This window comes from Methylobacterium sp. JK268 (assembly GCF_054052225.1).
The window spans coordinates 22,873-37,668 of sequence record NZ_JBSVZN010000034.1; the positions used below are offsets into that span (position 1 = coordinate 22,873).

At 71.8% G+C, this 14,796-nt stretch carries 11 protein-coding genes; 5 read left to right on the plus strand and 6 right to left on the minus strand.

Features of this window, described 5'->3' with window-relative positions; translation table 11 throughout:
• Window positions 1-35 precede the first annotated feature (35 nt).
• The 3 genes from ACW9J6_RS27490 to ACW9J6_RS27500 form a co-directional block, all read right to left on the minus strand.
• Window positions 36-1,745, minus strand: coding sequence for an AMP-binding protein (locus tag ACW9J6_RS27490; protein WP_457119526.1), 1,710 nt, complete (start codon window positions 1,743-1,745; stop codon window positions 36-38).
• 106 nt (window positions 1,746-1,851) lie between these two features.
• Complete coding sequence (locus ACW9J6_RS27495; protein ID WP_457119527.1) at window positions 1,852-2,553, minus strand: hypothetical protein; 702 nt, start codon at window positions 2,551-2,553, stop codon at window positions 1,852-1,854.
• A gap of 676 nt (window positions 2,554-3,229) precedes the next feature.
• Window positions 3,230-4,747 (minus strand): leucyl aminopeptidase, encoded by a 1,518-nt coding sequence (locus ACW9J6_RS27500; protein ID WP_457119528.1) that lies wholly within the window; start codon window positions 4,745-4,747, stop codon window positions 3,230-3,232.
• Between the two features lie 273 nt (window positions 4,748-5,020).
• Between ACW9J6_RS27500 and lptF the strand changes: the two genes are divergently transcribed.
• From lptF to rsmA, 5 genes are read left to right on the plus strand one after another with little or no spacing between them, the layout of a single operon-like run.
• Window positions 5,021-6,187, plus strand: coding sequence for an LPS export ABC transporter permease LptF (gene lptF, locus ACW9J6_RS27505; RefSeq protein WP_457119529.1), 1,167 nt, complete (start codon window positions 5,021-5,023; stop codon window positions 6,185-6,187).
• A gap of 7 nt (window positions 6,188-6,194) precedes the next feature.
• Window positions 6,195-7,283, plus strand: a complete 1,089-nt coding sequence (gene lptG / locus ACW9J6_RS27510; protein ID WP_457119530.1) for an LPS export ABC transporter permease LptG — start codon at window positions 6,195-6,197, stop codon at window positions 7,281-7,283.
• On the plus strand, window positions 7,283-9,961 hold the full coding sequence (locus ACW9J6_RS27515) for an LPS-assembly protein LptD (protein WP_457119531.1): 2,679 nt from the start codon (window positions 7,283-7,285) through the stop codon (window positions 9,959-9,961). The genes lptG and ACW9J6_RS27515 overlap by 1 nt, the downstream gene beginning before the upstream one ends.
• 26 nt (window positions 9,962-9,987) lie before the next feature.
• Entirely contained in the window at window positions 9,988-10,986 is a 999-nt protein-coding gene (gene pdxA, locus ACW9J6_RS27520) for a 4-hydroxythreonine-4-phosphate dehydrogenase PdxA (protein WP_457119532.1), read from the plus strand.
• Entirely contained in the window at window positions 10,983-11,912 is a 930-nt protein-coding gene (gene rsmA / locus ACW9J6_RS27525) for a 16S rRNA (adenine(1518)-N(6)/adenine(1519)-N(6))-dimethyltransferase RsmA (RefSeq protein ID WP_457119533.1), read from the plus strand. The genes pdxA and rsmA overlap by 4 nt, the downstream gene beginning before the upstream one ends.
• A 126-nt stretch (window positions 11,913-12,038) precedes the next feature.
• On the opposite strand, the gene ACW9J6_RS27530 is transcribed toward rsmA, so the two are convergent.
• The 3 genes from ACW9J6_RS27530 to ACW9J6_RS27540 all read right to left on the minus strand — a co-directional run bounded on the left by ACW9J6_RS27530 (window position 12,039) and on the right by ACW9J6_RS27540 (window position 14,789).
• On the minus strand, window positions 12,039-12,989 hold the full coding sequence (locus ACW9J6_RS27530; protein WP_457119534.1) for a Tim44 domain-containing protein: 951 nt from the start codon (window positions 12,987-12,989) through the stop codon (window positions 12,039-12,041).
• Window positions 12,990-13,171: 182 nt separating this feature from the next.
• Entirely contained in the window at window positions 13,172-14,281 is a 1,110-nt protein-coding gene (locus tag ACW9J6_RS27535; RefSeq protein WP_457119535.1) for an ATP-binding protein, read from the minus strand.
• Window positions 14,282-14,435: 154 nt separating this feature from the next.
• Window positions 14,436-14,789 carry an SUF system Fe-S cluster assembly protein gene (locus ACW9J6_RS27540; protein WP_457119536.1) on the minus strand — a complete coding sequence of 118 codons (354 nt, stop codon included), beginning with the start codon at window positions 14,787-14,789 and terminating at the stop codon, window positions 14,436-14,438.
• Between the last annotated feature and the right edge of the window lie 7 nt (window positions 14,790-14,796).

Consider the following 14,796-nt stretch of genomic DNA (forward strand, 5'->3'; position numbering starts at 1 on the left):
CGGCGGCGATCCGACGACCGCGGGCGGTCGCGGGATCAGGCGGCCCCGTCGCGCAGCTCGCGCCGCAGCACCTTGCCGACGTTGCTCTTGGGCAGGGTGTCGTGGAAGACGATCTCGCGCGGAACCTTGTAGGCCGTGAGGGTCTTGCGGGCGAAGGCGCGCAGGGCCTCGGGCGTCAGATCGGGATCGCGCTTCACCACGTGGGCGACCACCGCCTCCCCGGTCTCCGGCGCGGGCCGCCCGACCACCGCGACCTCCAGCACGCCGGGATGGGTGGCGAGCACGTCCTCGACCTCGTTCGGGTAGACGTTGAAGCCGGAGACCAGGATCATGTCCTTCATGCGGTCCACGAGGCGCAGTTGCCCGTCCGGCTGCAGCACGGCGACGTCGCCCGTGCGGAAGAAGCCGTCCGGCGTCATCACCTTGGCGGTCTCGTCGGGGCGCTGCCAGTAGCCGGGCATCACCTGGGGGCCGCGCACGCAGAGTTCGCCCGCCTCGCCGATCGGCACCTCGTCGCCGGCCTCGCTGCGCACGCTGACCTCCGTGCCGGGCACCGGGTAGCCGATCGTCCCGGACCACTCGGTCAGGTCGCGCGGGTTGACGGAGACCACCGGCGAGGTCTCGGAGAGGCCGTAGCCCTCGATGATCGGCCGGCCGGTGAGCGCCTTCCAGCGCCGCGCCACCACGGCCTGCACGGCCATGCCGCCCGCATTGGCGTATTCGAGGTGGGACCAGTCGACCTTGCCGATGTCCGGATGGTTGAGGAGCGCGTTGAACAGCGTGTTCACGCCCGACAGGTTGGTGAAGCGGTTCCGCTGCAGCAGCTTCACGAAGCCCGCGATGTCCCGCGGGTTCGGCACGAACAGGCAGCAGGCCCCGAGCTGCGTCATGAAGAAGAAGCAGCAGGTCAAGCCATAGATGTGGTAGAGGGGCAGGGCCGTGACCATGACGCGGCCGGCCGGCTCGTCCTCGCTCATGCGGAACCAGAGCCGGGACTGCTCGATATTGGCGACCACGTTGCGGTGGGTGAGCATCGCTCCCTTGGAGACGCCGGTCGTGCCCCCGGTATATTGCAGGAAGGCGAGGTCATCCTGGGCGATCGCGACCGGGGTGAAGCCGGTCCGGCGGCCCACCGAAAGGGCGGCCGGAAAGGTCTCGGTCCTCTCCGCGGGCAGGCTGTAGGGCGTCACCGCCTTCTTCAGATGACGCGCCGCCAGATTGATCAAACGACCGCGCAGGCCCAGCGCGTCGCCGGGACCGGTCACGACGACCCGCTCCAGGCCGGGCAGCGCGGGCAGCGCCTGGGCGACCACGGCGGCGAAGTTCTCCAGCACGACCAGCACCCGCGCGCCCGCGTCGCCCACCTGATGGGTGAGTTCCCGCGCCGTGTAGAGCGGGTTGACGTTGACGGCGGTGGCGCCGGCGATCAGGGCGCCGAACAGGGCGATCGGGTAGGCCGGGACGTTGGGGAGCATCAGGGCGACGCGGTCGCCCTTGCGGATGCCCTGCGCCTGCAACCAGCCCGCGAAGGCCTCGGCGCCCGCCTTCAGGTCGGAATAGGTGAGCGTGCCGCCGAAGCAGCGGATCGCGGGACGATCCCCGTAGCGGGACGTCGAGCGCGCGAAGAGGTCGGCGAGGGTCCCGAGCCGGTCGGCATCGATCTCCGTCGGCATCCCCTCGGGATAGGCCCGCAGCCACGGCCGGTCGGGGTTGCGGGCCGACGAGACTCGCACGGGGTCTGCCATCGCGTTCCTCCTGCGGCGGCCCTCGCGGGCGCACGCCGTCCGTCACGTCAGCCCGGCTCGCCCGGGTCTCCTCTGGGATCTGGCCTAGCGCCTCCGCCGGGCCGATTCAACCACCGCGCCTGAGAGCAGCACCCCCGGCCCCCAGGGTCGCGGCGAGGAGGTGCGGAAGGAAGGCCGCGGCGACGAGCCCGGCCGCGAGCAGGGCCTCGCGCCCGTCGAGGGGGCGCTGCGGCCAGCCCACGAGGCCGAGGGCACGGGCGAGGCCGAGGATCGCGAGCGCCCACCACAGGGCGGCGGCCCGGACCAGCCCCCGCAGCCAGCGGCCCCGGCTCCCCTTTCGGCCGCCGACGAGGCCCGCGAGGCCGAGCGCCGCGCCGAAGGGCAGCATCGCCGCGAGGGCCCCGAGCGCCCGGGCGGCGGGAAGCGGCACCCCGTTGAGGAAGCTCATCCCGCCGACCATGAAGCCGGCCCGCAGCACCGCGCCGCCGAAGGTCGGGTAGAGCGACAGGGCGAGCAGCAGGCCAATCCCGAGGATCGCGCCGAGAAGGCGCAGGGCGGCGGGCCGGTCCATGGCCTCGCCCGTCACGGCGAGGATTCGGGCGATCCCGTACACGATCGCGAAGGGGTAGAGCGGGAACAGGTCGAGGAAGAAGCCGTAGAACCACGCTCCGTATCCCGCCGCCTCGAGGCGGGCTTGGCTGAGACCGGTGGCGAAGGCGAGCGCGACCGCGGCGAGGGCCGCCGCGAGGGGCAGGACGGCCTTGATCAGGGTCCGGGCGGAGAGGGTCACGGTCCGTCCCTCGGTCACGATTCCGGCTCTCCCTTAGAAGAACACGGCTGTTCTGTGAATAAGGGGCGCCTCTCCCCTCTTCCCTCTCCCGGGCGGGTTACCGTGTGCACACATCTCTGAAGCCAGCCCATCGGCTGAACGAAACTGGAAGGCACAACACCCCTCATGCTGAGGTGCTGCGCAGCAGCCTCGAAGCACCCCCAACCGTCAATCCAAGAGAAGAGTGCATTGGATAAGCTGTTCTGGGGTGCGTGCGGGCCTGCGGCCCGCCAGAGGCTCCCTTCGGTCGCACCTCAGCATGAGGAGTTGGGTTTGTTGCCATGAGCCGGGTTTGAATCTGTGGCTCACCATCACCTGACTGGATGAAATCGACCGGTCTTGAGCTCCGTCGGCGTCGATCGAGCCTTGCGATGCCCTGCTGGCGATCGCGCAGCGGGTGCGGCTGAGCGATGAAGGATCCGCTCGAAGTCTGGTCGATCGGAACGATCATCCTTTTGATACAGAACATGTTTTCCTATGGTGTGTGCACACCGTAGCCGCACGCGGGGAGAGGGCACGCGCGCGACCCGACGTCCAGAGCGGATCCCGCGCCATGGGGCGGAAGCACAGGGTCCGCCCGTGATCGTGGTCGCAGGGAGTGAGGCGTCTCACGCGCCCGTTCGGTTTTCCCCGTGAACCATGAGACGCTTCGCCCTCACCCCTCGTAGTGGTCGCGCACCAGCCGGTCGAGCAGGCGCACGCCCCAGCCCGAGCCCCAGGAGCGGCTGATCTCGCTCGACGGGGCGTTCATGCCCACGCCGGCGATGTCGAGGTGGATCCACGGCACGTCGGTCACGAAGCGCTTGATGAACTGCGCGGCCGTGGCCGAGCCGCCGTGACGCCCGCCGGTGTTCTTCATGTCGGCGAACTTCGAGTCGATCAGCTTGTCGAAGCCCGGCGCCAGCGGCATCCGCCAGACCTTCTCGCCCGTGACCTCGCCCGCCGCCGCCAGCCGCGCCGCGAGCTCGTCGCTCGTGGCGAACATCCCGGCATATTCCTGGCCGAGCGCGACCAGGATCGCTCCCGTCAGGGTCGCGAGGTCGATCATGAAGCGCGGCTTGTAGGCCTGCTGGACGTGCGTGATCACGTCGGCCAGGACGAGCCGGCCCTCCGCGTCGGTGTTGATGATCTCGATCGTCTGCCCGGACAGGGAGGTGACGATGTCGCCCGGCCGCTGGGCGTTGCCGTCCGGCATGTTCTCGACGATGCCGATCGCGCCGAGCGCGTTCACCTTCGCCTTGCGGCTCGCGAGCGCGTGCATCAGGCCGACCACGCAGGCCGCGCCCGCCATGTCGCCCTTCATGTCCTCCATGCCGCCGCTCCCCTTGATGGAGATGCCGCCGGAATCGAAGCAGACGCCCTTGCCGATGAAGGCGACCGGCGGGGCGGAGGGATCCTCCGCGCCGTTCCAGCGCATCACCACCGTGCGGGGCTCCTTGGCGGAGCCCTGCGCGACCGCCAGCAGTGCGCGCATGCCGATGCGGCCCATGGCCGCCGCGTCGAGGATCTCCACGGAGACGCCGAGCGCCTCCAGCGCCTTCGTGCGGCGGGCGAATTCCTCCGGATCAAGGACGTTCGGCGGCTCGTTGACGAGGTCGCGCGCCAGGATGACTCCCTCGGCCACCGCCTCCGCGGCCCGGAGCGGCGCCTGGAGGGCGGCGGGCTCCTCCACCACCACCGTCACCTTGCCGCCGCCGGTCTCCTCCGCCTCGCCCTTCTTGCTCTTGTAGCGGTCGAACTTGTAGGCGCGCAGGCGCAGCCCGAGGGAGAACTCGGCCGCCGCCTCGGCGCCCGGGGCGGCGTCGAGGACCACCAGGGCGCGCCGCCCGCCGACCTTGCCGGCGACGGCGCCGCCCAGGGCCGCCCAGTCGAGCTTGCCCCGCTCCGCCTCCGGGCCGAGTCCCACCACGACCAGCCGCTCCGCCGTCACGCCCGCGGGCGCCGTCACGGTCAGGACCGCGTTCGCCTTGCCCTTGAAGCGCTCGGCCGCGGCCGCCCGCGCCACCAGGGGGCCGGCCGCCTCGCCCGCGAGGTCCGCCGCCCGGCCCGAGAGGACGAGGTCCTCGCCGACGAACACGACGAGGTCTCCCCCCTCCCCCGCCCGGGCCAGGCTCTTGACCGAGTCCCTGGCCGATCCGAAGGAGTCGAACGCGATGCTGATGCCGTCCGCCATGACGCTGCTTTCACCTTGTGGGGAACTTGAAGCCGCCTGAAGGACCCTGTGTAGCGGGCGGGCCCACGGCAAGGCAACGCGCGGCGGCGCGAGGGCCCGGGCGCGCGTCGACCGGCCGCGCGGCCCGCGCGCTGTGGTGCCGACCACGCAGCGGAAACGAAATCGCCCGCAAAAGGCCGCGTTCCCGGCGCCAGGAGAGGCGCGGCGCTTGTGCGGACGACCTCCGCAGCTTAACCCCTGTGCCGCGGGAGGGGGCCCGACCGCGACGAGCCGATGAAGCAGATCGAGCGTTACATCTTCCGCATCGCGCTCTCCGCCTTTCTGGCATGCCTGGCGGGATTGACCGGCGTGATCTGGGTGACCCAGGCCCTGCGCGAGCTCGATCTGGTCACGGCCAAGGGTCAGACGCTGCTGATCTTCTTCCTGATCACCGGCCTGTCGGTCCCGGCACTGCTCGCGATCGTGGCGCCGGTCGCCCTGTTCGTGGCGGTGGTCCACACCCTCAACCGGCTCAACGGCGATTCCGAACTGATCGTGATGAGCGCCGCCGGGATGTCGCCCCGCCAGCTGCTGCGGCCGTTCCTGACGCTCGCGCTGATCGTGAGCGCGGGAGTCGCCTTCCTGACCATCCAGATGCTTCCGTCGAGCTTCCAGGAGCTGCGCGAGATGCTCACCCGGATGCGGGGCGACTTCATCGCCAACGTGGTCCAGGAGGGGCAGTTCACCAGCCTCGACAACGGCATCACCTTCCATTTCCGCGAGCGCGCGCCGGGCGGCGTGCTGCTCGGCATCTTCATGCAGGACCGGCGGGAGGCCGGGCGCAGCGTCACCTACCTCGCCGAGCGCGGCCAGGCCGTCGACCTCGACGGGGCGACCTACCTCGTCCTGGAGAAGGGCAGCATCCACCGGCAGCAGCCGAACAGCCGCGACGCCTCGATCATCACCTTCGTGCGCTACGCGGTCGACCTCGCGGCCTTCACGCCGCCGGACACGGACACGATCTACAAGCCGCGGGAGCGCTCGACGGCGCAGCTCCTGTTCCCGGACCCCAACGAGCGCTACTACAAGCTCGTGAAGGGGCGGTTCCGGGCCGAGCTGCACGACCGCTTCACCGCCTGGCTCTACCCCCTCGCGATGGCGCTGATCGCCTTCGCGGCCCTCGGCGACCCGCGCACCACCCGCCAGGGGCGGGGGCTCGCGGTGGCGGGCGCGGTGGCGGCGATCGTCGGCCTGCGGATCGCCGGATTCGCGGCGGCGGGCGCCGCGGTGCGCAGCGTCGGCGGGACGGCCGCGCTCTACGCGGTGCCGCTTCTCGCCTGCGCCCTGGCGCTCCTCGTCGCCTTCCAGGGCAACCGGGTGCGGGCCTTCAACGCCGCCCTGGTCCGACGCCTGCGCCAGGCCGGAGCGGGCCGGCCGCGGCTGCGGCCGAGCCATGGCTGAGGGCGCGATGCTGATCGGACCCACCCTCGGCCGCTACATCGCGGGCCGGTTCCTGCGCATGATCGCGGGCGTGTTCCTGACCGTCTTCGTGCTGGTCTACACCCTCGACTTCGTCGAGCTGATGCGAAGGGCCGGGGACACCCAGGGGATCAGCGCGCTCACCGTCGCCCACCTGTCGCTGCTGCGCACGCCGACGGTGGCCGAGCAGGTCATGCCCTTCGCGATCCTGTTCGGGGCGATGGGGGCGCTGCTGCAGCTCAGCCGCAAGCTCGAACTCGTGGTGGCGCGGGCGGCCGGCATCTCGGCCTGGCAGTTCCTGCTGCCGGGGATCCTCGTCGCCCTCGCCATCGGCGCCCTGATGGTGGGCGGCTACAATCCCCTCGCCGCCTCGCTCAAGCAGCGCTCCACGCAGGTCGAGGCGCGGCTGTTCGCCCGCTCGGCCAAGGGAGGACCGGGTGACGACCTCTGGATCCGCCAGCGCTCCGTCGACGGCCAGGCGATCGTGCGGGCGAGCACGGTCGTCGAGGGCACGACCACGCTCGCGGGCGTCAGCGTCTTCACCTTCGACGCGCAGGGCGACTTCGCGCAGGAGATCGAGGCGCGGCGGGCGATCCTGCACGACGGCTACTGGGAATTGCAGGACGCCCGGGTCCTCGCCAAGGATTCGCAGCCCGAGAGCTACGACACCTACCTGGTCGCCTCGAACCTGGTGCCGAGCCAGGTGCGCCAGCGCTTCACCCCGCCGGATTCCGTGCCTTTCTGGCAACTCGGCGAGACGATCGCACGGACGGAGCGGGCGGGATTGGACGCGACGCGCTATCGTCTGCAGCGGGCGGTGCTGATCGCCCGACCGATGCTGTTCGTCGCGATGGTGCTGGTGGCCGCCTCCGTTTCATTAAGGTTCTTCCGGTTTGGTGGGATCGGCCGAATGGCCCTCGCGGGCGTCGCGGCGGGCTTCGCGCTCTACGTCGCCCGCCAGATCATGGAGGGCCTCGGCGCGGCCGGGATCGTCGCCGCCCCGGTGGCGGCGTGGTTCCCGGCCGTGGTAGGGAGTCTGCTCGGTACGCTCGCGCTTCTCTACCAGGAGGACGGCTGATGCAGTCCCTCCGGTCGGCGGCAGCGACGGCAACGGGTGCGTGGATGGGTCTGGTCGTGCGTACGGTCGCCTCGCGGGCGGTCGCCCTGGTGCTGGCGCTGCTGCCGGCCCTCGCCCTGTCGGCGGGGCTGACCGGGCCGGCGCGCGCGCAATCGACCCTCAACGACCGCGTGAACGCCAGCGCGGCGAAGCGCGCCGCCCCGGGCGGGGGCGAGCAGCGCCTCCTCGTCGAGGCGCAGGAACTCGTCTACGACAACGACCACAACACGGTGCTGGCGGTCGGCAATGCCGAACTGCATTACGGCGCGCGCACGCTGCTCGCCGACCGGGTGCGCTACGACCGCGGCAGCGGCCGGGTCTTCGCGGAGGGCAACGTCCGGCTGACGGAGGAATCCGGCGCGGTGGTGACCGGCGACCGGATGGAGCTGACGGACGATTTCAAGACCGGCTTCATCGACAGCCTGCGCCTGCAGCAGACGATCGCGCCGCGCGGCCGCGTCGCCCGGGTCCGCTTCTCCGCCCCGCGCGCCGAGCGGGTCGAGGGCGAGACCACGATCTTCGAGCGCGGCACCTACACGGCCTGCGAGCCGTGCAAGGACCACCCGGAGCGCCCGCCCCTGTGGCAGGTCAAGGCCGCCCGGATCATCCACAACAATCAGGAGCGGCGGATCTACTACGAGGACGCCTCGGTGGAGATCGCCGGCATCCCGGTCGCCTACCTGCCCTACTTCTACACGCCCGACCCGACGGTGAAGCGCGAGACGGGCTTCCTGACCCCCCACTTCGTGACCTCGGGGGTGTTGGGCTACGGCATCGGCACGCCGTTCTTCTGGAACATCGCGCCCGACTACGACCTCACGGTGACGCCGACCTTCTCCACCAAGCAGGGCGTGCTCGGGCAGATGGAGTGGCGCCAGCGCCTCGCCAACGGCTTCTACAACCTGCGGCTGTCTGGCATCTTCCAGACGACGCCGAGCGTGTTCCTGTCCTCCCCGCTCGGACCGGGCGACCGGGAGTTCCGCGGCTCCGTGGAATCCGCCGGCCAGTTCTACCTGAGCCCGCAATGGCGCGCGGGCTGGGACGTGGTCGGCGTGACCGACAAGTGGTTCCTCGACAACTACCGCATCCGCAACCAGGCGATCACCACCGACTACTTCCGCGAGGCGGTCTCCACCGCCTACCTGATCGGCCAGGGCGACCGCTCCTGGTTCGAGGCGCGGGGCTACTACTTCAAGGGCCTGTCCACCTACGACTGGCAGAAGCAGCAGCCGGTCGTCGCCCCGGTGATCGACTACGACAAGCGCATCACCGGCCCCGACCCGCTCGGGGGCGAGGTGCGCTGGCAGATGAACGTCCAGAACCTGACGCGGAGCGCGACGCAGTTCGAGGAGATCCCGCGCACCCGCTCCTACCTGCTGTCGCCGAGCCTGTCGGGCATCTCCTACCCGCTCTACCCGACCTGCACGGTCTTCCAGCGCGGCCAGTGCATCGTGCGCGGCCTCGCGGGCCTCGACACGCGGCTCTCCGGCCAGGTGTCGTGGCGGCGGGAGTTCGTGGACGAGTTCGGGCAGGTCTGGCAGCCCTTCGCGTACCTGCGCGCGGACGCCTTCTACGTCGATCCGAACACGACCTCGTATCAGAACGCCCAGGTCGCCAGCCTGTTCTCGCCGGACACCAACTTCTCGGGCCGCGTGATGCCGGCCGTCGGGCTGGAATACCGCTACCCCTTCGTGTCCGACATGGGCCCGCTCGGGGTACACACGGTGACGCCGATCGCCCAGGTGATCGCGCGGCCGAGTGAGACGCATATCGGCCGGCTGCCGAACGAGGACGCCCAGAGCCTCGTCTTCGACGACACCAACCTGTTCCAGTGGGACAAGTTCTCGGGCTACGACCGGGTCGAGGGCGGGGTCCGCGCCAATCTGGGCGCGGAATACGCGATCACCACGAACAACGGCTTCCACGCCAACGCGCTGGTCGGCGAGTCGATCGCGCTCGCCGGCGTGAACTCGTTCCGGCGCGGCGACATCGCCAATGTCGGCCTCGATTCCGGGCTGGACAAGCGATTCTCGAACTTCGTCACCCGCTTCCAGGTCTCGCCGAACCAGAACATCAGCTTCATCACGCGGGCGAATTTCGACAACGACACCTTCGCGCTGAAGCGGCTGGAGACCGGCATCTTCGCCAAGTTCTCGCCGTTCCTGCCGCTCGACACCTCGATCCTGTACGCCCGCTACGCGGCGCAGCCGGAACTCGGCTACGACTACCGCCGCGAGGGCATCCAGGCCTCGGCCACCTACAACTTCACGCCGAACTGGTTCATCACCGGGGCGCTGCTCCTCGACCTGTCGCACTTCCTCGAGGTGCGCGACCAGTACGCGGCGTCGCTCGATGCCTATCTGCTCAATCCGGTCGGGACCCCACCGGTCTACGTCAAGGGCAGCAAGTTCTACATCTCCTCGACGCAGATCGGCGTGGGCTACCGCGACGAGTGCACGACCGTGTCGCTCAGCTACTATTCCTCGCCGATCGAGACGGCGGTGGGCCTGCGCCAGCGGAACGAGACCCTGCTGCTGCGGCTTGAGCTGCGGACGCTGGGCGAGGCGAACGTGCGCCAGAACCTGAGCCCGAGCACCACGACCACGGACGGGATCGCGACGACCACGTCGGTGCGGTGACCGTCCGCGGGCGGCAGGAGACCGCGATGCGCCTTTGCCTCGCCCTGACCCAGGGCGATCCCGCGGGGATCGGCCCGGAAATCACCCTCAAGGCCTGGGCCGCGCGCGAGGCGGTGGGACTGGCCCCGTTCTTCCTGATCGGGGATCCGGACTGGCTCGCGCAGCGCGCCTCCGCCCTCGGCCTGCCGGTTCCGGTCGAGGCCGCGAGCCCCGAGACGGCGGCGACCGTGTTCTCCCGCGCGCTCCCGGTCGTGCCCCTCGACCGGCCCGTCCGCGCCGAGCCCGGGCGGCCCGATCCCGCGACCGCGCCCGCGACCCTCGCCTCGATCGACGCGGCGGTGCGGCTGGTGCGCGCGGGCCGGGCGGGCGCCGTGGTGACGAACCCGATCGCCAAGCACGTCCTCTACGCCGCCGGCTTCCGGCATCCGGGCCACACGGAGTACCTCGCGGCCCTCGCGGCGGGGCCGGATGGCGTCGCGCCCCGCCCCGTCATGCTGCTGTGGTCGGACATGCTGGCGGTGGTGCCGGTGACGATCCACGTGCCCCTGCGGCGCGTGCCTGACTTGCTGACCGAGGACCTCGTCGTCGAGACCGCCCGGATCGTGGACCGCGACCTGCAGCGGCATTTCGGCCTGGCCGTGCCGCGCCTCGTACTGGCGGGGCTCAACCCGCATGCGGGCGAGGAGGGGAGCATCGGCACCGAGGACCGGGACGTGCTCGCCCCCGCCGTCGCGCGGCTGCGGGACGAGGGCATCGACATCCGCGGTCCGCTGCCGGCCGACACGCTGTTCCATGCCCGCGCCCGGGCCGCCTACGACGTGGCGCTGGCGCCGACCCACGACCAAGCGCTGATCCCGATCAAGACGCTCGCCTTCGACGAGGGGGTGAACGTGACGCTGGGCCTGCCCTTCCTGCGCACCTCGCCGGACCACGGCACCGCCTTCGACATCGCCGGGCGGGGCCTCGCCAAGCCCGACAGCCTGATCGCGGCCCTGCGGCTGGCCGGCCGCCTTGCGGCGCGATGACGGCCGACGGGTTGCCGCCCCTGCGGGAGGTCGTGCGCGCGCACGACCTCATGCCCCGCAAGGCGCTCGGGCAGAACTTCCTGTTCGACCTCAACCTCACGGGGCGGATCGCCCGGGCGGCCGGGCCGCTCGCGGGCGTCACGGTGGTGGAGGTGGGTCCGGGGCCGGGCGGCCTGACGCGGGCGCTGCTCGCGGAGGGCGCCGCGCGGGTGGTGGCGATCGAGCGCGACCCGCGCGCGCTGCCGGCGCTCGCCGAGATCGCCGCGCACTACCCGGGCCGCCTCGAGGTGGTGGAGGCGGACGCGCTCGCCTTCGACCCTCGCCCGCTGGTCGGGGACGGCCCGGCCCGGATCGTCGCCAACCTGCCCTACAATGTCGGCACGGCGCTCCTCACCGGCTGGCTCTCGACCGAGGCCTGGCCGCCCTGGTGGGACTCGCTGACCCTGATGTTCCAGCGCGAAGTGGCGGAGCGGATCGTCGCGGACGAGGGCGACCGGGCGAATTACGGACGGCTCGGCGTGCTGTGTGGCTGGCGGACGCAGGCGCGCCTCCTGTTCGACGTGCCGCCCTCGGCCTTCGTGCCGCCCCCGAAGGTGACGTCGAGCGTGGTGCGGCTGGTGCCGCGGCCGGATCCGCTGCCCTGCCGCGTGCGGGCGCTGGAGGCGGTGACCGGGGCGGCCTTCGGGCAGCGCCGCAAGATGCTGCGCCAGAGCCTGCGGGCGGCGACGCCGGATCCCGCACCGCTGCTGGCGGCGGCCGGCATTCCCGAGACGGCGCGGGCCGAGGAGGTGCCGGTGGCTGGGTTCGTCGCGATGGCGCGGGCGCTGCGGCCGGTCGAAGTCCCTCCGCAGCCGAACCCTCCCCCCTCCGCGGGGGAGGGTGGCCTGCGGGGCAGGCCGGGAGAGGGGAACCCCGCTTCAGGATAAGGCGCCCGTCAGAGCGCCTCAGGCTTTTCCGGCACCGGGGTTCCCCTCTCCCGACCCGGCCTCACGGCCGGGCCACCCTCCCCCGCAGAGGGGGGAGGGTTCACGCGCAAGGCGCGTTGTGCCGGCTCACCGGGTCTGCTGGATGGCCGAGAGCAGCCACGGCCCGCCGCGGTCGCGGCGGAAGGTCCAGACCTCGACGGCCTCCGGATCGCCGTTGGCGACGACGCGGTTCGAGCCACGTTCCACCGTCACGTCGCGCAGGGCGTAGCGCATCGCGACGGTGGCGTAGTCGGTCGGTCCCTCGCGCCACGCCTCCGACAGGTCGCCCTGCAGGAGCTTCACGTCCGAGATCCGGTTGACCACGCCGCGAGCCGCGTTGGCCTGCAACTCCTCGGTGAAGTAGCCGACCATCTCGGGTGTCGCGAGCCGGCGCAGGGTCCCGACATCCTCGGCGCCGTAGGCCAACTGAACCTGGGTCAGCGTCCGCTCGAAAGCTTCGTAATCGGCCGGGCCGATGCCGACCTGGTCACGCTGCGGCGGGCCGGACGGACGGCCGCCGCCACCGCCGAGGCCGCCGATCGGCCCCGGGGCCGGGGGCGGACCCGAGCGGGCGTACCCGCCCGCCATGGCCGGCTGCGGATCGCGGCGGCGGAAGAAGCGCATCGCCAGCATCACGAGGCCGACGAGCAGGCCGACCTGGAACAGGAAGCCGATGAAGGAGCCGATCCCGCCGAGGCCGCCGAAGAAGCCGCCGCCGAGGAGCGCGCCGAGCAGGCCCGCCCCGAGCAGGCCAGCGAAGAAACCGCCGCCGAAGCGGGGCCGCGCGGGCTGCGGCGCGTAGCCGGGGTTGTTCATGGTCGGGCCGGGCGCGGTCTGCGAGCGCTGGATCGGGCCCGGCATGCCGGGCGCCGTGGCGGTCGGCGCGGGCGCCGAGTAGGTGCGCGAGCCGCGCGAGCCCAAGCCGGAGCCCGACGAGATGCCCGGACGCGCCTCCCCGGCCGTCGCGGCCACGGCCATCAGGGCCGCCAGGCCGAGCGCCGCCGCATGCCGGCGTGTGCGGGTGAAGGTGGTCATCATGGGTTCGTTTCGCCTCACGCAGTCGACTCGGGCATCAAATGCCCGCGTCCGATATGGGGAGCGACGCTCGCCAGTAAAAGAGCCGGACGTCACCGTACCGGCAGCACCAACGAGTCTCGACGCCGACACACTCATCGACGGGTGGCGGTTTCGCCAGGACGAAATTTTTTCGAAAGTCGGGATTAACTCTGGCGGTTCTTCGTCAGCCGGGGCGGCTCGGCGGCCGGGAAGCTGAGGCGCAGGATCGTGCCCTCGCCGAGCGCGCTGCGCAGGGCGACGCTGCCGCTTTGGCGCTTCATCAGCGCGTTGAGGATGGCGAGCCCCGTGCCCCGGCCGGGTTCGCGGGTGGTGAAGAAGGGTTCGAGGGCGCGGGCCAGCACCTCGGGGGGCATGCCGCCGCCGGTATCCGTGACGGTCAGGACGACGTGGCGCCCCAGGGTGCCGTCCGCCGCCACGCCCTCGCCGCCGTGATTGGCGGTGGCGATCGTGACGTGCCCGCCCTCTGGCATCGCCTCGCGGGCATTGGACAGCATGATCTGCAGGATCAGCTCGGTCTGGATCGGGTCGAGGCAGGCCGGCCAGAGGGCGCCGTCGAGGGAGAGGTCGAGCGCGATGCCGGGCCCCAGGATCGCGCGGGCCCGGGCCTCGTAGCCGCGCAGGAGCGCGTTGAGATCGACCGGACGCGGCTCGGGCCGGTGCTTGCGCGAGAAGGCCAGGAGGTGCCGCGTCAGCGTGGTGGCGCGCTCGGCGGCATCGGTCGCGCGGGTGAGCGCCCGCTGAACGAAGGGGTCCGGGTGCTCGCCGAGGCGGCGCTTGAGACCGTCGACGTAGCCCACCAGGATCTGCAGCAGGTTGTTGAACTCGTGCGCGACGCCGTTGGTGAGCTGACCCAGCGCCTCGCGCCGCTGCGCCTGGGCGAGCGCCGAGTCGAGGTCGCGGCGCCGGGACACGTCGAGCCACTGGACGAGGCGCAGCCCCGTCCCGTCGCCGACCGGCGAGAGGTGCAGGGCGGCCCAGAGCGTGCTGCCGTCGCGGCGGCGCAGCAGCACCTCGCCGGCCGCCGGCGCGGAGGCGCGCAGCAGGAGGCGCAGGGCGCTCGCCGCCTCGGCCTCGCCGCAGAAGCTGGCGAGCGGCTGCCCGAGGAGGTCGTCCGGCGCCGCGTCAAGCCCCCGCGCCGCGGCGGCGTTCACGAACCGGATCGCGTCCTCGGCGTCGAGCAACAGGGAGGGCAGGGGCGAGGCGGCCAGCGCACCGCGCAGCAGACCAGCCTCGGGCGCGAGGACATCCGGCACGGCAGCCCCTCGGTCGCGGCAGCGTTCTGCGCCGCACGTCTTCGGTCCGGGACGCCAGCGACGCGTCTCCGTCCGTGGCGATCCTACGCCTGCGCCGCCGCGGAGGCTACTCGTCGCGCGAACCCCGCGGCTCTGGGCGGAGAATCTGCGCCCGCTACCACATGTCGAGGGCGACGCGGGCCTCGTCGGACATCCGGCTCTGGTCCCACGGCGGGTCGAACACCATGGTGACGGAGCAGCCCTGCACGCCCGGCACGGCCGCGACGGCGTTCTCGACCCAGCCCGGCATCTCGCCGGCCACCGGGCAGCCGGGGGCGGTCAGCGTCATGTCGATCGCCACGTGGCGGTCGTCGTTGATGTCGACCTTGTAGATCAGGCCGAGCTCGTAGATGTCGGCCGGGATCTCGGGGTCGTAGACGGTCTTGAGCGCGGCCACGATGCCGTCGGTGAGCCGGTCGAGCTCTTCCGGCGGCAGGGCGGGACCGGTCTCCGGTGCGGTGTCGGTCATCGGGGTT